Genomic DNA, 17,314 nt, shown 5'->3' with positions numbered 1-17,314 from the left:
TTAAACGTCAGATCTAGCTGACCGTGCGGGACCTGATGCGTTGCGCATTCTGGTGGCGAAGCAGAGATTTGCGCTCCTTCCTTCCGGTACCGGGCCGGCAGTGAGTGGGAAAGCGCTCTGTCGGCAGCCCTGGTTACTCAGGCGGGCCGGGAGGATCCTCTTGCCGGTTATTAGTCCGCTTCTTGTAGCGTTGGCTTAAGACGATAGACCGCCGTGTCGCCCGGACCCGGTCGACTCTTCACCATGCGCTGATCACTTTGATCCTGAGAAAGGGATATGAAGCAATTACCGTCGAGGACATCTGCAATGAGGCAAACATCGGCCGATCGACCTTTTACGCGCACTTCACCAGCAAGGACGACCTCAAGCGCAGCGGCCTGGACGATCATCTGCGCGCCATGCTGGTCGAACGCCAGCGGCATGCGCTTGCAGCGCCAGGCGAGCTGAAAGATCGCAGCTTGGGTTCGTGCTCGGTATGTTCGAGCACGCGCGTGAACATATAGATCTCTACCGAGCTCTGGCCGGGGGCCGCGGTGGGACTTTTGTGCTCGGCAGCATCCGCGAGATCTATGCGATCTCGTGCGCGCGGAGCTTGCCGCAAACAAGGACAGGAAGCTTCCCGATGTCGTGCCGAACGAACTGATCGTCCAGTTCGTCGTGGGTGCCTTTCTGTCGGTGCTGATCTGGTGGCTCGACGGCGGCGCCAAATTGCCGCCGCAACAAGTCGACCAGATCTTCCGGCGTCTGGCCACCGAGGGCGTCCCGTCGGCTTAGATATCAGGCCGAAGAACTGTGAAGCAGTCAGTTGCACTGCCGGCGTTGCCAATTCACCAACCACCGGCTTTGTTCGACGCATGTCCTTGAGGTCGCGATACACCGCCGTGAGGTCTGTCGACCAACGCCTCCGATACGTGGCTTGCGGCCGTCAGACGGCCGTCGGCGTGGACAGCAGCCACAGCCCGAAAACCGTATATCCGACCATAAAAACGGTCAGCGGAAATTGGCTGAGCGCCGCGCGGCTGCGCGCCGGATGCAAACGGAACGCCAGCCCGTGCGCGACCAGAACGGCAAGTATATGGCCGCCGATGATCGCCGCCGCCTGAAAGTTCCAGATGATCCACGCTGCATCGGAGCCCATGATCACTCCCGCCCCGACATTCATGTGCGCCGTGCCGAATAGGTTCCATCCCCGATCAAACGGATCCGAAATAGCGACGATCGCATTCTGGCCGTTCACCAGGAGGGCCGTCAGATAGTGGGAAAAATGATAGGCGAGCGCGATCGGGACGATCGACCAGACAAGGAGCCCGACCGCTTTTCCGAAAGAGATGCTCCCGGCCAACCGCTCACCGACAAACACTGCGGCGAAGAACACGGCGACAAGTGCGATAAACATCAGCACAAGACCGGCGCTGTTGATTCCGACTAATGCCGAGCGCCCCGGAAATTCGACCGGATTGACACCATTCGCGCCCAGCCAAGAGAAGGTCTTCGACAGACCGTCGAAGGACACCGAGCTCAACGTCAGCAACAGAAAGAGCATACCGCTCGCCGGTAAGGCTTGCGCGCTCCACAATTTCGCTCCAGGCCAGCAGAGTGAGAGGGCGCGCCCCCCGCTTGGGTGGTCCGGCGTCGTTTCGACGATGGCGAAGCGTGACACCATGCGGAAGAACGCGGACAGAAACTCGCCGCGCCGGCTCCAGCCTTCGTAGCCGAAGATGATCATGCAGACGAAGGTCGAGAGCCAGTAGGCCATGAGAGCGAACGCAAGCCGCGCCGGATCTTCGGGCGCCCGATAGATCAGCTCGAACCAGGCGAAGCTTGCAAACAAAATCAACGCCGGCCAGTAAGCCAGTCCTTGTGGCATTGTGCGATCGCGGAATGCCGGGAAGACGCTGGAGAAAATGCGCCACGGCCCGTACCACGGGTTTGTCCACGACCAAACATTGCCGAATACGCCCTGAAGCAATGTCAGTCCGACCCAGACCAGCGTCCACACCGTTAGCGGAAGTGGATTCGACAGCGGATCTCGGCTGCCGAGAATTCCCGCCGCCACGAGTATGGCGAGAACCGCGAAGGCGAGCGTGCTGATCCAAATGCGCGCGGCGTCGCCGAATTGACCAATTGGCAGGCGGGATGCCGAAATGCGTTCGAGCAGCCTGGGCGGCAGGACAGCCAGAACCAGAAAACTCGCGGCTACGGCCACCGCCCCGCCCACGACATAATATCCGGTCGGCAGGAGCATGACATAGCCGCGCTCGGAAGCATGGGCAAAGGCTGGGGTTGTGAAATGCGGCACGAGGGCAGCAGCTGATAATGCGATGCCCAACGCTCTCGCAGAGATGCTTTTATGTTCGCTGTCCGCCGCCATCCATCCGTCTTGCCACATGGCATTTGCGAAGGAAAGCGGACTACTGCTCGCGCAAGTGGAGGTGCCAAAGTGGGTGCCCGACTTCGTGCTAGCCCCCAAAGCCCGCTTGGTGAACAGGCCATATGATGCAGCTACGACTTCGAGTCGAGAGTTGCGTTGTGGACGACGTTCTCGTCCTCTGCCGTCTGCTGCAATACGTGGCAGCTGTGCCTGCGCCGGCCGGCGGCGCATTATCGTCGAAACAGGACCGGAGCGCCCACCGCCAGGATCGTCGACGTGCAGAAGTTGTGGGCCGAACATCTACCAATGGCCGGAACCCGCGGCGCTGTCGATCCTGTTTCGCGAACGCCTGGTGTATTCCTTCGAGAGTCGGCCGCGCTTGTTCGACATTATCTCGCGCAGCATCGAAGGCGTCGCCGGCCTGATCCTGGGCCGGCGTCGCGGTCTGGCAGGTCGCTGCGCGCTGACCAGGCCCCGGATGGATTTCTGATTTGCGTCTGCCCATCCGGCCGGCGCATGGGCTGGCGGGAGAGGTTCGCTAGTTCAGGATCTGGGCCAGAAACAGTTTGCTGCGCTGGTGACGCGGATGCGAGAAGAATTTGGAGGGCGTGTTCATCTCGACGATCTCGCCCTGGTCCATGAAGACGACGCGGTCGGCGACCTGGCGGGCAAATCCCATCTCGTGCGTGACGCACAGCATCGTCATGCCATCGTCGGCCAGCGCGACCATGGTGTCGAGCACTTCCTTGACCATTTCAGGATCGAGGGCGGAGGTCGGTTCGTCAAAGAGCATGATCTTCGGGCTCATACAGAGCGCACGGGCGATGGCGACGCGCTGCTGCTGGCCGCCGGACAACTGGCCGGGATATTTATGCGCCTGGTCCGGGATCTTCACCCGCTCCAGATAGTGCATGGCGGTCTGCTCGGCTTGCCCGCGCCGCATCCTGCGCACCCAGATCGGCGCCAGTGTCAGGTTTTCCAGAATGGTCAAATGCGGGAACAGGTTGAAGTGCTGGAACACCATGCCGATGTCACTGCGGATTACGTCGATCTGCTTCAAATCGTTGCTGAGTTCGACGCCTTCGACGACGATCTGCCCCTGCTGATGCTCCTCCAGCCGGTTGATGCAGCGGATCATCGTCGACTTGCCCGAGCCGGACGGACCGCAGATCACCATCTTCTCGCCGCGATGGACGGTCAGGTTGATATTCTTCAGCACATGGAAGTTCCCGTACCACTTATTCATGCCGGTCATTTGGATAGCGGGCGGAGCGCTGCGATCGGGCATGGACGGAACGCGCGTTGGGGCGGACGATAACATCAAGGCATTTCCTAGTGAGCGGTCGGGCCGCGCCGCTCCAGGAAGTCGGCGAAGCGGGCGAATGAGAAGGAGAGCGCGAAGAAGATCGCGCCGATGAACAGGAAGGTCTCGGCCGCCGGCGACGGCCAGTCCGGGTCTGCCAGCGTCGCCTTACCGGAGCTGATCAGGTCGAACAGGCCGACCACCAGGACCAGGCTGGTGTTCTTGATCATGACGATGATGGTGTTGGCCAGCGCCGGGATCGCCACCTGGATCGCCTGCGGCAGGATGACGAGATATTGCGTGCGCCAGAAGGGCAGGCCGAGCGCCGCCGCGGCCTCGTATTGGCCATTCGGGATGGCCTGCAGGCCGCCGCGGATCACCTCGGCGAGATAGGCCGCGGCGAAGATGGTGAGGGCGACCAGCGCACGCACGAACTTGTCGGGCAACAAGGCTTCGGGCAGGAACAGCGGCATCATGATCGATGCCACGAACAGGATGGACAAGAGCGGCAGTCCGCGCACCGATTCTATCAGGACCACGGCGCCGATGCGTATCGCGGGCATGGTCGAGCGCCTGGCCAGCGCCAGGAGGATGCCGACAGGGAAGGCGACGCCGATGGCGACGACGGTGAGGATGAGCGTCACCGGCAGGCCGCCCCAGGACGAGGTCGGAACCTCGGCTAGGCCGAAACCGCCGGCCATCAGCCAGAAGATCAACACGAGCGCCGCCATCCAGAGCGCTGCCAGCCGCGGCGCCCAGCTGGCGGGCCGCACCGACCAGGCAAGCAGCGCCAGGATGAGCAGGCAGACGATGGCGGGGCGCCAGCGTTCGTCGAGCGGATATATGCCGAACAGCAACTGCCCGGACTTGGCGTAGATGAAGCTCCAGCAGGCTCCGGTGGCCACCCGGCAGGCGCTTGGATTGGGATCGAACAGCACGGCGTCGATTACCAGCCAGCGCAGCATAGGCGGTACCGTGGCGACGAGCAGAACGCCGAACAACAGCGTCAGGGCGGCATTGAGCGGCGTGCCGAACAGGAGCTTGGCGGACCGCCGCAAGGCGCCGAAGCGGATCTGTCCTGGCATTGGCTCGGCCGGAAGGGAAAGAGACACGGCCTTCATGGTTCAGCGCTCCACGATGGCGATGCGACGGTTGTACCAATTGGCCGCGCTCGACAGGCTCAGGTTGAGGGCGAGATAGACGCCGAGGATGATGAAGACGCCCTCGATCGAATGGCTGGACTTGCTGATGATGGTGTTCATCACCGCAAGGAAGTCCGGATAGCCGACCGCGATCGCCAGCGTCGAATTCTTGACGACGTTGATGTATTGGCTGTTGAGCGGCGGGACGATCACCCGCAGCATCTGCGGGATGATGATCAGACGCAATATTTTGCCGCGTGGCAGGCCGAGCGAATGACCTGCATCCCACTGACCGCGGCCGACCGAAAGCACGCCGCCACGCACGATCTCGGCGACGAAGCCGGTGGTGTAGATGGTCAGCCCGATGAGGATGGTGCTGAGTTCGGGCGTCAGGTCCTTGCCGCCTTTGAAGTTCGACCCAGTGAAGGTCGGCCAGTCGACGGAGAACTTCGCATCGGCAAGCCAGAGCCCGGCAATGCCAACCGTAAGGATCGCCGGCGCGGTCAGCGGTGAGAGCCATCCTCTTCTCGCCGCCGCCCAGCCAGCGGCCGCCAGTGCCAGGGCGAGAGCAATGACGAGCAATCCCGCGGTGGCCACGTCCATGCTGACGGCCGGCGCCACAAAGCCGCGCATTGAGGCGTAAACGCCTGGCAGCGGATTGAGCGCTTCGCCGACCGGCGGCAGCACCTTCCACCACAGCGAATAGAGAAAGATCAGAAGCACGATCGGCGGTGAGTTGCGTGCAACCTCCACCCATACGCGGCAGGTGCCCGCCGCCAGGGGATTGCTGCTCAGCCGGGTGATGCCGACGACGAGGCCGAGCGCGGATGAAAAGACGATGATGACCGCGGAGACGAAGACCGTATTGGCGAGCCCGGTCGCGATCGCCCAGTAATAGGGGTCCCGCGACTTGTAAGTGAGGATTGCTTCCGAGATGACGATCCTTGACGGCATCATCAGGAAATCGAAGCCGATCGGGATGCCGCGTGCCCTGAGATTGGCGAAAGTCGTGCTGACGAGCAGGGCAGCGAAAGCGGCAACCGCGGCGGCCAGGGCACACTGGATGATGATCGATCTGGTCTTGGCATCGCTCAGCATGTTGACCTCGAGGGTTCGCGGCGTTGGCAGGGAAGGGGAGCGCCGGGCCCGTCCCCCTCCATCATGCGGCTCAATCCCAGGGGAAAGGATAGTTGAGGCCCCCGTCCTTCCACAACGCGTTCAGACCGCGTTCGACCTTTAGCGGGCTGTCCTTGCCGAGATTGCGGTCCCAGATCTCGGCGTAGTTGCCCATTTGCTTGATGACGTTGTAGGCCCACTTATCGTCCAATCCGAGCGGCTTGCCGAAGCCGGGTTCCTCGCCGAGCACCCGTTTCACTTCCGGACTGCCCGACACAAGCTTTTCATCGATGTTCTGCGAGGTGATGCCGTTGGCCTCGGCCCAGAACAGGGCATTCAATGTCCAGCGCACGACGTCGAAGAGTTGATCGTCGCCGCGGGCGACCGCGACGCCATTGGGTTCGGCGGCTTTGCCGACCTTGATGATGTCGTAGTCGTCGGGGTTCTTGGCCACCGAAGCACGCTGTCCGGCTGCCGCAGTGCCGTCGGTGACGTATGAATCGCAGCGGCCGCCGAAGAAGGCGTCGCGCGCCTGAATGGTCGAGTCGTAATAGACTTTCTCCATCGCGATCCCGAACTCTTCCTCGGTTTCCTCGATCGCTTTCTCGGTCAGGCTGCCACCGCCTTGCAGGCAAACGGTCTTTCCGTCCAGCAGTTTGGGCTCGGTAATATTGTCGGCCTTGCGCACGAGCATGCCGTCCGTGTCGTAGAGATTGATCCAGACGAAGCGGACAACCGTATCGCGACTGTAGGTGATGGTGGATGTGCGCGACAGAACGTCGATCTCTCCGGTCTGCAGCGCAGGAAAACGCTGGCCTGCGTTAAGCGGCACGTAACGGATCTTCTCCTTGTCGCTGAGGATGGCGACCGCGAAAGTGCGGCAAATATCGGAATCGAAGCCGCGATAATACCCCTTCTCGTCGGGCCGGGAGAGACCGGGCACGCCCTGGCTGGCGCCGCAGCTGACATAGCCGCGTTCCTTGATCTTGTTGATAACCGCCTGCGCGCTGGCGTCCACGGCGCCCGAAGTCAGGCTGGCCAATCCTATCGCCAGACCCGTGAGCCATTTCAGAACTTGATGTTTCATAGTCATTCCCCTTCTCGTTGAGGTTCTAATCATTCGGCGGCCTTGGCGTCGGCTGCTGCGGTTCCGTTGCGCCGGGCTTTAGCAAAGAGTTCGAAGGCCTGGGAAAGGTCGGCCAGAAGATCTTCGAGCGCCTCAAGGCCGATCGACAGGCGCCAGACCGGGCCGGGCTTCAGCCAATCGAGGCTGGCGCGCCCTTTGCGCGGATCGCTGACGGCAATCAGCGAATGCACGCCGCCCCAGCTTGCGCCGAGCCTGAACAGCCGCAGGCTGCGCAGGACATCGGATTGCAGTGGCGCCAGTTCCGGCCGCAGCACGAAGGAGAACACGCCCGCCGATCCGGCAAAGTCACGCTTCCAGATCGCGTGGCCAGGATGACCAGGCTCCGCGGGATGCAAGATCTGTGCGACTTCCGGGCGTTCCGATAGCCAGGCAATGATCTTCCGCGCGGTGGCGTCGGCATGACGCATGCGCACCGGCATGGTCATCAGGCCACGCTCGCACAGCGCGCAATCTTCCGGCGAGACGCCATAGCCCAGAAAGCGCGCTGTATCCTTCAGGCGCCGGAACAGGGCGTGGTCATGCACTGCGACTGAACCCATCAGGAGATCGCCATGGCCGCCGGCGTGCTTGGAAAGCGCCTGCATGGAGATGTCGACGCCATGGGCGAGCGGCTTGAACAGCAGATGCGATGCCCAGGTGTTGTCGGCCGCGACGAGCGCGCCGGCCTTGTGGGCCGCGGCTGTGATGGCGGGCACATCCTGGACTTCGAAGGTGGCCGAGCCAGGCGATTCTACCCAGACCAGCCGCGTTCTGCCGTCGATCACGGCCGCGATGCTCGCGTCCAGCCGTGGATCGTAGGAAACCGCCTCGATCCCGAGGGGGCCGAGAAAACGCTCGGCCATGTGCGCGCCGGGCCATAGAGCGTCTCCGGGATCAGAACCCTTTCGCCGCCACGGCAGACAGCCATGGTCGCCAGCGTCATGGCCGCCATGCCCGACGGGACGACGAGGGCCCGCAATCCGCTTTCCAGCACGGCGATATGATCCTCGAGCTGCCGGCTGGTCGGTGTGCCGTAAAGTCCGTAGCTGAACCCGTCGTACAGACGCTCGACGCGACGCTCGAACGACTCCAGATCGTCAAAGACAACGGTCGAGGCTCGCTCGACCGGCATCGCCACCGCCTGGAACGGTTCCTCGGAGCGCTTGGGAGGGTGGACATGTGAAGTGTCGTCGCGTCGGTTCATGGGGGCAGCTTAGCCGGCTCACCCATTGCCATCCATGACCGCAGCGATAAAGTTAATTCGCTTTTGATATGGATGGACTATGAACCTGCGCGACATCGATGTCTTCAACGCGATCATGATCACACGCGGCGCCGGCGCGGCGGCCGCGCTGCTGGATACCTCGCAGCCGGCCATCAGCCGTTCGCTAGCCAAGCTAGAAGCCGAACTCGGCTTCAGGCTTTTCGACCGCATTCGTGGCAGGCTGGTGCCGACACGCGAAGGGGAGTTGTTTCATGCCGAGGTGAAAGCCAACCTGGTCGGGCTCGACCGGCTCAAGCTGCGCGCGGCACAGATCAAGGAGGTCGGCACCGGTACCATCCGTGTCGCTAGCCTGTCGGCGCTCGGGCATGGGCTGGTGCCGCGCGCCATAGTAGCGTTCTCGCGCCGGCATCCGCAGGTGCGCATCAGCTATCAGGTCCGCACCTCCAACATCGTGCGCGACCTGGTGGCGTCTGGCAGTTTCGATATCGGGCTCGCGGCCGACGAGGTCGACACCAGCGGCGTGCTGCACAGCATCTTCACCACGCCGCGCGCCGTTTGCGTCATGCCGAAGAACCACCGGCTGGCGCGGAAGCAGATGATCACGCCGGCCGATCTCGCCGACGAGGCTTTCCTGGCATTGTCGCCGGAAGATACGGCTCGGCTCGCGATGGACAAGATCCTGGCCGCGCATGGGGTACGGCCGCGCATCCTGATCGAAACGCCCTACGGCCTGACCATCGCTATCCTTGCAGCGAAGGGCATGGGGATTGGCTTGGTCAATCCCTCCGTCATTGCGGACCGCATGATCGGCGGCATTTTGGCCAGGCCATTCGAGCCGGCCGTCAATTTCCGCGCGCTACTCCTGCGCCCGCCGGACGGCATCAATTCGACCTTGATCACCGACTTCATTGCCGAACTCTATGCCGCCCGCAATATGCTATCGAGCGAGGCATAGGCAATGTGGCTCGCCGCCTAAACATAGACGCGACCGGTCTTGCCTCAGTAAGGCGCGGACGTCCATGGCCTCACGCAGCCTCGCACGGCGCAAATTCGTGTTCGCCCTTTAGCCGGCTTCCTCGTTTGCAAGAAACCGGACGATCTCGGCGAACGCGGAGCTATCCTGCCAGAGAAATAGATGGCCACCTTCGAACATGCGCAAGGTCGCCCTCGGGAGTCTTCCCACCATGCATTCCTGAGATGACGGTAGAGCGATCCCGTCGTACCACCCGCCACATATTAGAACTGGGGACCCGATTTGGTCCAGGCGCTCCCAGGGGCGTTGTCACGGTAACCGCGTGTCAGGGATCGCTGCGATAGATGCTGGGGACGAACACTTCGCAGATCAGCTACAAACGGCATCGGTTCCCACCCGAGATCATCGCCCACGCGGTGTGGCTGTATTATCGATTTCCGCTGAGCCTGCGTCGTGTCGAAGAAATGCTGCTGGAGCGCGGCATTGTCGTTTCCTACGAGACGATCCGTCGGTGGGGAAAGAAGTTCGGGCTGGACTACGCCCGGCGCCTGCGCCGCAAGCAGCCCAGTCGAAATGATATCTGGCACCTCGACGAAGTCGCCATCATGATCGCCGGCAAGAAGCATTGGTTATGGCGGGCCGTCAACCAGGACGGCTATGTGCTCGACGAGATCGGCTAGACCCGGCGCAACACTAAGGCCGCCAAGCGCGTGCTGACACGGCTGTTGAAGAAGCAGGGCCAGGTGCCGAAGCGCATGATCACCGACAAGCTCGGCTCCTATGGAGCAGCGCGGCGTCTAGTCATGACGGACATCGAGCACCGGTCGCACAAGGGCTTGAACAACAGAGCGGAGAATTCGCATGTGCCACTGCGAAAACGAGAGCGGATGATGCAAGCTTTTCGATCACCGGGGAGCCTCCAGCGTTTCGTCTCGACGTTCTCTGCAGTCCGCAATCTCTTCGTCCCGCCCCGTTCAAAACGCTCCGCCTTTCAGATCCATCTTCACCGCTTGAATGCCATGGCGCAATGGAAAGCTGCTGCCGGCGTGATCGCCTGAAATCATTCCCAAAAGTCACAACGACAGCCCATCTCCGTTTATGTGACATCACCTCTTGGGGTTGATGATGCTCCCGCGGGTCGAATAGAGGTCGCCAAAGAGGTAGCGGCGCCGTCTTTCCCGGCACAAACCAGCTCCTGCGCTCGTCGTTCCACCTCGCTCGCGGAAACGCCCCCGAAATCGCTCGACGGTCATTCGGTCATAAGGAAAGTTCGCCAAGGCACCGGGCGTGTCTTGTTTCTGAGGCGTAGAATGATGCTTGGATTCCTCCACGGTCGTGCCGTCAGGTGTTGGATCCGCAGAGCAACGTCCCGCCGGCCTAATGGTTCACACGCGAGCCAGAACTCTGGGCGCGCTGGGATTGGGCAGGCTAGTACTCCGTAATCATTCGGCGCGGCGGAGCGCAATTAGGAGTCTCGCGAGTGCACCGTGGACTTGCGAAGCCCGTGAGCAAATCGCCGATGGCGGTAACGAATCCGGAAACTCGTCCCGGCTGCGTTGTTCAGCGCTGGCGCCTGATTCCTAGCCGAGGAACGCTTGCCGCGCCAACCCTGCAACCTAGATCACCTCGTGCTGCGCGACTTTATAGGCAGCACAGATTGCGCGAGCCATGGCCGAAAGATTTAAGGCAGAGATCTTGAAAACTTCCGCAGCTGAAATGGTACACGCTTACATTGCTAGACGGCACGCCTCCGTTCCGGCAAAGCTGCGAATCGCGGGGCCAATGGCAATCCGCAGGTCGGCGGGTTCGGGCAACGCTCATTGAAAAATGGGCCGCCGACTTTCCTTTTGGCTGTAAGCTCGCTTCATGGCGCTTGGACACGCTAGACTAACTCTAGCAATCAACTGTAGCGGCCACCTGAACGAGTAAGTAGCGCCATTACCGGACCCTCACCGCCGCTCTCAACAGCGGACCTTCGCTCTACGGCCGGAGTCGACCCGAAGACGACCTTGGCCCGCCGGGTCATGAATGGCAGCCCTACTCCCGCAACTGCCCTTTCCGACCCCCGCGCTGGATCCCGATATCTGCCACGCGGGCCCTTGCAGTTGTTGTCCGGCTGTTTGCGCATGTCACATGTCAATAGCCACAGCCGCGTGACCGCGATCCTGGTTCATTGAGGTCGAACCGTCCGGAAGAAACGCCCTCTCCGAATCGTTCTTCCGCGTCCTTAACGAAATAATTGACAGTCCAACCAAAACGGCGCTCCGTGGTTCGACGGGGATGGATCTTGGCACTCTTGGCGATGCCGGACTTCGCCGTCACGATAGGGAGGATGCAATGCCGACAGTCATTGGCCACCATAACATCACAAAAGGAGCGAAGCACTGGCTCGACTCGCCGAAGCGCAAAGAGCTTTTTGGTCCGCTCGGCGTGACCAACATACGAACATTTGTAGATCCACAAAATCCGACCCGGGTGGCCGTTCTTATGGACGTTCCGGACATGGACGCCATGATGAAAGCTATGCAGAGCAAGGAAGCCGCGGATGCGATGGCCTTCGATGGAGTGGTGCCAGAGTCCTTGGTGATCCTGGTCGAATCGTAAAGGTGATTGCTCCGCTGGCCAAGGTTAGAAGGGTTTGCTCAGCGATTGCCGTGCGGTTCCGGTCATTCTGGAAAGCGCCCATTATTGGCGTAGAGCCCGCTGGGCACTGGCTTCAAGAGCCGGTCCTGCGCGTGAGCGCCGCCGTTGGTCTCGGTCGTGCCAAGATCAGCCGCTACAGCTTGCGCAACCTAATGCCGGCTCAGGTCCGCAAAGCAACTGTTCCGCGCGTTCACGCTGGACTTCCGCTTGCCACCCCGAGGCTGCCATTGCGCGCATACGCAACGCTGCGAATTTGGCAGCTTCAACCGAACAGGAAAATGCCTTTCTCTGCGCGGGATTAAGATTACTTAATGGCGACTTTGAGCCGACCGGACCTGAGTGATATTCATAGAGGTGACTGGGTGGATCGCCGGCTGCCGCGTGCATGGCGGCCCTACACGCGGCTCGCGCGGCTGGATCGGCCAGTGGGCATATGGCTGACGTTGTTCCCTGTTGGGCCGCATTGATCCAAGCGGCACATGGTATCCCCGCCGTTCAGCAATTGGCGCTATTCACCCTTGGCGCGTTTCTGATGAGAAGCGCCGGGTCCACGATCAATGACATTGCCGATCGCAGGTTCGACGGCCACGTTGAGCGGACCCGCTTTCGCCCTCTGGCAAGCGGCCAGATCGGCATGGTCCCAGCAATCGCCTTTCTGGCAATTCCGCTTGCGCTTGCGGCGTCGCTCCTGCTCTTCCTGACGCCCTACACGCGCCTGATCGCCACTTGCGTATTGCCGAAGGGCTGGCGGTTTCTAGTTATCGCGTCCGGGAGCCCAGGATCCCGAGTCACGCTATGTGAGGAAAAACATTCCTCATTTAGGGTGAAATAGGCGAAAAATTGCTTCACTAGGCCAAAAAAGGCAACATTGAATGCATCTAAATTCAATTCGGTAGATTTGACGCGAGTTCAACGGAGGCGGAAATGACCAAACCTCATTTCATGAAACTGCTCGGCGCACTGGTCGCCACATCTGTCCAGTTCGGCACGCTCGGTTTCGCGTTTGCCGATACCACCATTCTCAACGTGTCCTATGACCCGACGCGTGAGCTCTACAAGCAATTCGACGAGGCTTTCACCGCCCATTGGAAGTCCGAGACCGGCGAGACCGTCACCGTCCAGCAGTCGCATGGCGGATCGGGCGCTCAGGCTCGCGCGGTAATCGACGGCCTCGACGCCGACGTGGTGACGCTGGGGCTGCAAGGCGACATCGACGCGATCGTCTCGAAAACGAAGAAGATCAATCCCGACTGGCGGACGAAGTTCGAGAACAATTCGGCGCCTTATACCTCGACCATTGTCCTCCTCGTCCGCAAGGGCAACCCCAAGGGCATTCACGATTTTGGCGATCTCACAAAGGACAGCGTCCAGGTGATCACGTCCAATCCCAAGACCTCCGGTGGTGGCCGGTGGGCCTACCTCGCGGCCTGGGCCTGGGCCAACACCAATGATGGCGGCGATGAAGCCAAGACCAAGGAATTCGTCGGCAACCTCTATTCCCATGTTCCGGTGCTTGACACCGGCGCGCGTGGCTCGACCGTGACCTTCGCGCAAAAAGGCCTGGGCGACGTGCTGATCGCCTGGGAAAACGAGGCCTATCTGGCGCTGGACGAGTTCGGCGCCGATCAGTTCGAAATCGTCATCCCGCCGACCTCGATCCTGGCCGAGCCGCCGGTCGCCGTTGTCGACGCCAATGTCGATGCCAAGGGCACACGGAAAGTTGCCGAAGCCTATCTGGGCTATCTCTATTCCAAGGAAGGCCAGACGATCATCGCCAAGAACCACTACCGTCCGGCGAAGCCCGACCTGGTGCCTGCGGAGGATCTCGCCAAACTGCTGGAAATCAAGCGGATCAGCATCGACGATCCAATTTTCGGCGGATGGATGAAGGCGAGCCTTACCATTTCGGCGACGGTGGTATATTTGACCAGATCTATAAGCCGGCCCAATAGCATTTAGATCAGGACGACATGACCACAGCACGCCCGCCAAGGCGGGGTGGCGGTTCAGACAGCCGAGCGTCATTCCGGGTTTCGGATTGACGCTCGGCTTCTCGCTTGCCTTCCTCACCCTCCTCATTCCGCTGTCCGGGCTGATCTGGCGCTCGGCGGCGCTCGGCTGGACCGACTTCTGGGCGATCGTCACCGATCGCCGCACCATCAACGCGCTTGAAATCAGCTTCGGCACCGCCTTCATTGCCGCCGCTGTCAACGTCGTCTTCGGCACGATCGTCGCCTGGGTGCTGGTGCGCTACAACTTTCCCGGCCGCCGCATCGCCGATGCCATGGTCGACCTGCCCTTCGCGCTGCCGACAGCGGTGGCCGGCATCGCGCTGACCACGCTTTACGTACCGAACGGCTGGATCGGAAGCCTGCTGATGCCGCTCGGCATCAAGGTCGCCTACACGCCGCTTGGCATCGTCATCGCGTTGATCTTTATCGGCCTGCCTTTCGTCGTTCGTACCGTGCAGCCGATCATGGAGGAGATCGACAAGGAGGTGGAGGAAGTGGCCGCAACGCTCGGCGCCAATCGCTTCCAGATCATCAGCCGCGTTCTGCTTCCCGGACTGGCGCCGGCCATCGTCACCGGTTTCGCGCTGGCTTTCGCGCGCGGCGTCGGCGAGTACGGTTCCGTTATCTTCATCGCCGGCAACCTCCCCTACAAATCCGAGATCGCGCCGCTTCTGATCGTCATCGCGCCATCTCGGTCGTGTCGGGCCACATACGCGGGCTGACCAACACCATGCCGCTGCATGTCGAAATCCTCTATAACGAGTACAATGCCGCCGCCGCCTTTGCCGTCGCTTCGCTGCTTGCCGGCCTGGCGCTCGTCACGCTGGTCTTGAAAACACTTCTCGAGATGCGCTACGGCGCCGAGATCGCCGCGACGCGCGGACACTGACAAATGCATGTCGCCCAAAAGTGTGTAGCGGTTTTTGGACAACGACATGCATGAAACAAAGATTTGATGTCGCCCAAAAGTGGGAACCGGTTTTGGGATAACGGCATGCATCAACTACAAAAGGGATTTGCATGGAAGTTCGCGTTGCCAACGTGCGCAAGGAGTTTGACCGGTTTCCGGCCCTCCACGACGTTTCTCTCGACATCAGGTCGGGAGAACTGATCGCGTTGCTGGGGCCATCCGGCTCCGGCAAGACGACGCTGCTCAGGCTGATCGCTGGGTTGGAGCGGCCGACCCGCGGAAAAATCTTCTTCGGCGAAGAGGATGCCTCCCAAAAGTCGATCCAGGAGCGCAATGTCGGCTTCGTCTTCCAGCACTACGCGCTGTTTCGCCATATGACGGTCGCCGACAACATCGGCTTCGGCCTCAAGGTCAGGCACGGGCCGTCACGCCCGTCGGCGAAGGAAATCCGCCGCCGCGCCTTGGAACTTCTCAACCTCGTCCAGCTTTCCGGTCTGGAAAAACGCTATCCGGCGCAGCTTTCGGGCGGCCAGCGCCAGCGCGTGGCGCTGGCCCGCGCCATGGCGATCGAGCCAGCCGTGCTTTTGCTCGACGAGCCGTTCGGCGCGCTCGATGCCCAGGTGCGCCGCGAACTGCGCCGCTGGCTGCGCGACATCCACGACGCCACCGGCCATACCACGGTCTTTGTCACCCATGACCAGGAAGAGGCGCTGGAGCTTGCCGATCGCGTCGTGGTGATGAGCCAGGGCCGCATCGAGCAGGTCGGCACCGCCGACGAGATCTACGATACCCCGAACTCGCCCTTCGTTTATGGCTTTATCGGCGAATCGAGCTCGCTTCCGGTCAAGGTCGAGGACGGCCAGGTCTGGATCGCCGACCGCCCGATCGGGCTCTCCGCGCCGCACGCACCGCAAGGCGAAGCGACATTGTTCTTTCGCCCGCACGATGTCGAACTTGTGGACGAATGCAACGGCTGCATCGCCGGCACGGTCGCCGCCAGCCGCCGCGTTGCCGGCACCAGGCGCGTGGAACTCGAAATCGGCGGCGAACGTCGGCGGGTCGAGATCGAATTGCCCGTCGACCATCCGGCGGCACAGAAAAGTCGCGTGGCTTTTAGGCCGCGGCGCTGGAAGCTTTTTCCGGCTGGTTGATTACGAGGCGATTACCAACTTGTGCACAACAAGACGTTTCGGCCCGCTCTTTCAACGCGCCTTAGCGAGAGCGCAAGGGTCATCGGATTTTTCGGGGAAGCCGCAAAGCCGTAGTGCTCGTAGAAGGCTTTCGCTTCGTCCGATATGGCATGAACAAGAAGGCCGCGAATCCCGAGGATTGTCGCGGCGTAACGCGTGCGCAGAACGGTGTCTTGCAACAGCGCGGCGCCTAACCCCTTGCCTTGCCAGCTTGTGTCCACGCTGCTCGAATGTCGCGCGGTATACGTCGAGCAGCCTGATGGAGCAGGTCTGCACGGCCTTGCCGTTCAAGATGGCTTTGGTGGACCGCGATCACGTTCCCGGCGGAAACTCGCTGTCGGTTGTCTCCCATCCTTTGATGGGCATCCACGTCATCGACCGGAGCAAGCGCTGCGTCAGCGGATAGTGGTGTCGATCCACGCGTCTTCGCCACAGCGGCGCCAGGAGCCACCATTCCCGGCGCTTCTCCAATACTGACCTTCGCGCGCTACGGCTTGACGCGATTCGGAGCTGACCTTCAAAGATATAGCGGATTAAAGAAAACAGCGGTATTTTGACCGATTGAAATCTCCTTGGGGTGCTCATGGCTCTAGATGTCATTGGTGCAGGCATGGGTCGCACTGGCACATATTCGCTGAAGCTCGCGTTGGAGCATCTTGGGTTCGGGCCGTGTCATCACATGGCAGATGTCCACGCCAATCCCGAGCAGAAGGCGCTGTGGCGCGCCGCCGGCCAAGGACAACTCCCGACCTGGGATGCGGCATATGCCGGCTATCTTTCCGCGGTCGATTGGCCAACGGCGCATTTTTGGCGCCAAGTGAGTGACCACTACCCTAATGCAAAGGTTATCCTGACAGTTCGTGACCCGGAAGCCTGGTATGACAGCATGGCGCAAACAATAGGGCTCACGATGGATGCTGCTACCAATGATCCACAGTCCTTTGGTGTGGCGGTGGTTGGAAACACTGTCTTTGGCGGTCGATTTGATAACCGTGATCACGCAATCGCTGTCTATGAAGCACATAACGCTTCCGTGAAATCAACGCTGCCGCCTGAACGCCTTCTCACGTATCAAGTCTCCGAAGGATGGGAGCCGCTTTGTGCCTTTCTCGATGTACAGTTGCCTTCCGAACCGTTTCCACGCACCAATTCGACTGCCGAATTTCGTGCTCGCATAGGGCGCTGAACGGCGGTTTTCCACCCCGGCCGGACCTTCCCGAGCCTCATCAGGCAATCTGATCTATGAACGCGCCAACCGACCACATGCGCCAGTAGCAGTCATCCGATCGGACGAATCGAATGA

13 protein-coding genes and 6 pseudogenes are annotated in these 17,314 nt (G+C 61.2%); 12 read left to right on the top strand and 7 right to left on the bottom strand.

Going from position 1 to position 17,314, the window contains the following annotated elements; translation table 11 throughout:
* Positions 1-257: 257 nt before the first annotated feature.
* Positions 258-503, top strand: coding sequence for a TetR/AcrR family transcriptional regulator (locus tag NKJ84_RS25415; RefSeq protein ID WP_352508722.1), 246 nt, complete (start codon positions 258-260; stop codon positions 501-503).
* Between the two features lie 76 nt (positions 504-579).
* A complete protein-coding gene (locus NKJ84_RS25410; RefSeq protein WP_352508721.1) occupies positions 580-774 on the top strand; it encodes a TetR-like C-terminal domain-containing protein in 195 nt (64 codons plus the stop codon).
* Positions 775-925: 151 nt separating this feature from the next.
* Here NKJ84_RS25410 and NKJ84_RS25405 read toward each other — a convergent pair whose 3' ends face one another.
* The 6 genes and pseudogenes from NKJ84_RS25405 to NKJ84_RS25380 all read right to left on the bottom strand — a co-directional run bounded on the left by NKJ84_RS25405 (position 926) and on the right by NKJ84_RS25380 (position 8,190).
* Positions 926-2,371 (bottom strand): hypothetical protein, encoded by a 1,446-nt coding sequence (locus NKJ84_RS25405; protein ID WP_352508720.1) that lies wholly within the window; start codon positions 2,369-2,371, stop codon positions 926-928.
* 538 nt (positions 2,372-2,909) lie between these two features.
* Positions 2,910-3,659, bottom strand: a complete 750-nt coding sequence (locus NKJ84_RS25400; protein ID WP_352508719.1) for an amino acid ABC transporter ATP-binding protein — start codon at positions 3,657-3,659, stop codon at positions 2,910-2,912.
* Between the two features lie 44 nt (positions 3,660-3,703).
* The gene (locus NKJ84_RS25395; protein ID WP_352508718.1) at positions 3,704-4,795 is read right to left on the bottom strand and encodes an amino acid ABC transporter permease; all 1,092 of its coding nucleotides are present in this window, start codon (positions 4,793-4,795) and stop codon (positions 3,704-3,706) included.
* A gap of 3 nt (positions 4,796-4,798) precedes the next feature.
* Positions 4,799-5,914 carry an ABC transporter permease subunit gene (locus NKJ84_RS25390; RefSeq protein ID WP_352508717.1) on the bottom strand — a complete coding sequence of 372 codons (1,116 nt, stop codon included), beginning with the start codon at positions 5,912-5,914 and terminating at the stop codon, positions 4,799-4,801.
* A 70-nt stretch (positions 5,915-5,984) separates the two neighbouring features.
* Complete coding sequence (locus tag NKJ84_RS25385; RefSeq protein WP_352508716.1) at positions 5,985-7,019, bottom strand: transporter substrate-binding domain-containing protein; 1,035 nt, start codon at positions 7,017-7,019, stop codon at positions 5,985-5,987.
* 29 nt (positions 7,020-7,048) lie between these two features.
* Positions 7,049-8,190 (bottom strand): annotated as a pseudogene (locus tag NKJ84_RS25380) (trans-sulfuration enzyme family protein).
* 151 nt (positions 8,191-8,341) lie between these two features.
* Here NKJ84_RS25380 and NKJ84_RS25375 point away from each other — a divergent pair.
* The 8 genes and pseudogenes from NKJ84_RS25375 to NKJ84_RS25340 all read left to right on the top strand — a co-directional run bounded on the left by NKJ84_RS25375 (position 8,342) and on the right by NKJ84_RS25340 (position 15,972).
* On the top strand, positions 8,342-9,238 hold the full coding sequence (locus NKJ84_RS25375) for a LysR family transcriptional regulator (protein ID WP_352508715.1): 897 nt from the start codon (positions 8,342-8,344) through the stop codon (positions 9,236-9,238).
* A gap of 362 nt (positions 9,239-9,600) precedes the next feature.
* Positions 9,601-10,314: pseudogene (locus NKJ84_RS25370) on the top strand (IS6 family transposase).
* A gap of 1,279 nt (positions 10,315-11,593) precedes the next feature.
* Positions 11,594-11,860, top strand: a complete 267-nt coding sequence (locus NKJ84_RS25365; RefSeq protein ID WP_023680946.1) for a hypothetical protein — start codon at positions 11,594-11,596, stop codon at positions 11,858-11,860.
* Between the two features lie 350 nt (positions 11,861-12,210).
* A pseudogene (locus tag NKJ84_RS25360) lies at positions 12,211-12,638 on the top strand (UbiA family prenyltransferase); the annotation flags it as partial.
* A gap of 185 nt (positions 12,639-12,823) precedes the next feature.
* A pseudogene (locus NKJ84_RS25355) lies at positions 12,824-13,851 on the top strand (sulfate ABC transporter substrate-binding protein).
* Positions 13,848-14,594 (top strand): annotated as a pseudogene (gene cysT, locus NKJ84_RS25350) (sulfate ABC transporter permease subunit CysT); the annotation flags it as partial. The pseudogenes NKJ84_RS25355 and cysT, both read left to right, overlap by 4 nt.
* 14 nt (positions 14,595-14,608) lie before the next feature.
* Positions 14,609-14,800, top strand: a complete 192-nt coding sequence (locus NKJ84_RS25345; protein WP_352508714.1) for a hypothetical protein — start codon at positions 14,609-14,611, stop codon at positions 14,798-14,800.
* 131 nt (positions 14,801-14,931) lie between these two features.
* Positions 14,932-15,972, top strand: a complete 1,041-nt coding sequence (locus NKJ84_RS25340) for a sulfate/molybdate ABC transporter ATP-binding protein (protein WP_352508713.1) — start codon at positions 14,932-14,934, stop codon at positions 15,970-15,972.
* Positions 15,973-15,983: 11 nt separating this feature from the next.
* Here NKJ84_RS25340 and NKJ84_RS25335 read toward each other — a convergent pair.
* Positions 15,984-16,235: pseudogene (locus tag NKJ84_RS25335) on the bottom strand (GNAT family N-acetyltransferase); the annotation flags it as partial.
* A 35-nt stretch (positions 16,236-16,270) separates the two neighbouring features.
* Between NKJ84_RS25335 and NKJ84_RS25330 the strand changes: the two are divergent.
* Positions 16,271-16,417, top strand: a complete 147-nt coding sequence (locus NKJ84_RS25330) for a hypothetical protein (RefSeq protein WP_352453916.1) — start codon at positions 16,271-16,273, stop codon at positions 16,415-16,417.
* 177 nt (positions 16,418-16,594) lie between these two features.
* Positions 16,595-17,197, top strand: coding sequence for a sulfotransferase family protein (locus tag NKJ84_RS25325; protein ID WP_084641948.1), 603 nt, complete (start codon positions 16,595-16,597; stop codon positions 17,195-17,197).
* Positions 17,198-17,314 lie beyond the last annotated feature (117 nt).

The sequence above is a fragment of the Mesorhizobium sp. M0048 genome, assembly GCF_040323405.1.
Lineage (GTDB): Bacteria > Pseudomonadota > Alphaproteobacteria > Rhizobiales > Rhizobiaceae > Mesorhizobium.
The sequence above is the reverse complement of the archived record's forward strand: the minus strand, read 5'-3'. Positions and strand labels throughout refer to the sequence as shown.

Excerpts from the sequence above, each read along its gene's own strand:
- NKJ84_RS25405 (WP_352508720.1), bottom strand. The coding sequence starts at position 2,371 with ATGGCGGCGGACAGCGAACATAAAAGCATCTCTGCGAGAGCGTTGGGC.
- NKJ84_RS25400 (WP_352508719.1), bottom strand. The coding sequence starts at position 3,659 with ATGCCCGATCGCAGCGCTCCGCCCGCTATCCAAATGACCGGCATGAAT.
- NKJ84_RS25395 (WP_352508718.1), bottom strand. The coding sequence starts at position 4,795 with ATGAAGGCCGTGTCTCTTTCCCTTCCGGCCGAGCCAATGCCAGGACAG.
- NKJ84_RS25390 (WP_352508717.1), bottom strand. The coding sequence starts at position 5,914 with ATGCTGAGCGATGCCAAGACCAGATCGATCATCATCCAGTGTGCCCTG.
- NKJ84_RS25385 (WP_352508716.1), bottom strand. The coding sequence starts at position 7,019 with ATGAAACATCAAGTTCTGAAATGGCTCACGGGTCTGGCGATAGGATTG.
- NKJ84_RS25375 (WP_352508715.1), top strand. The coding sequence starts at position 8,342 with ATGAACCTGCGCGACATCGATGTCTTCAACGCGATCATGATCACACGC.
- NKJ84_RS25365 (WP_023680946.1), top strand. The coding sequence starts at position 11,594 with ATGCCGACAGTCATTGGCCACCATAACATCACAAAAGGAGCGAAGCAC.
- NKJ84_RS25340 (WP_352508713.1), top strand. The coding sequence starts at position 14,932 with ATGGAAGTTCGCGTTGCCAACGTGCGCAAGGAGTTTGACCGGTTTCCG.
- NKJ84_RS25330 (WP_352453916.1), top strand. The coding sequence starts at position 16,271 with ATGGAGCAGGTCTGCACGGCCTTGCCGTTCAAGATGGCTTTGGTGGAC.
- NKJ84_RS25325 (WP_084641948.1), top strand. The coding sequence starts at position 16,595 with ATGGCTCTAGATGTCATTGGTGCAGGCATGGGTCGCACTGGCACATAT.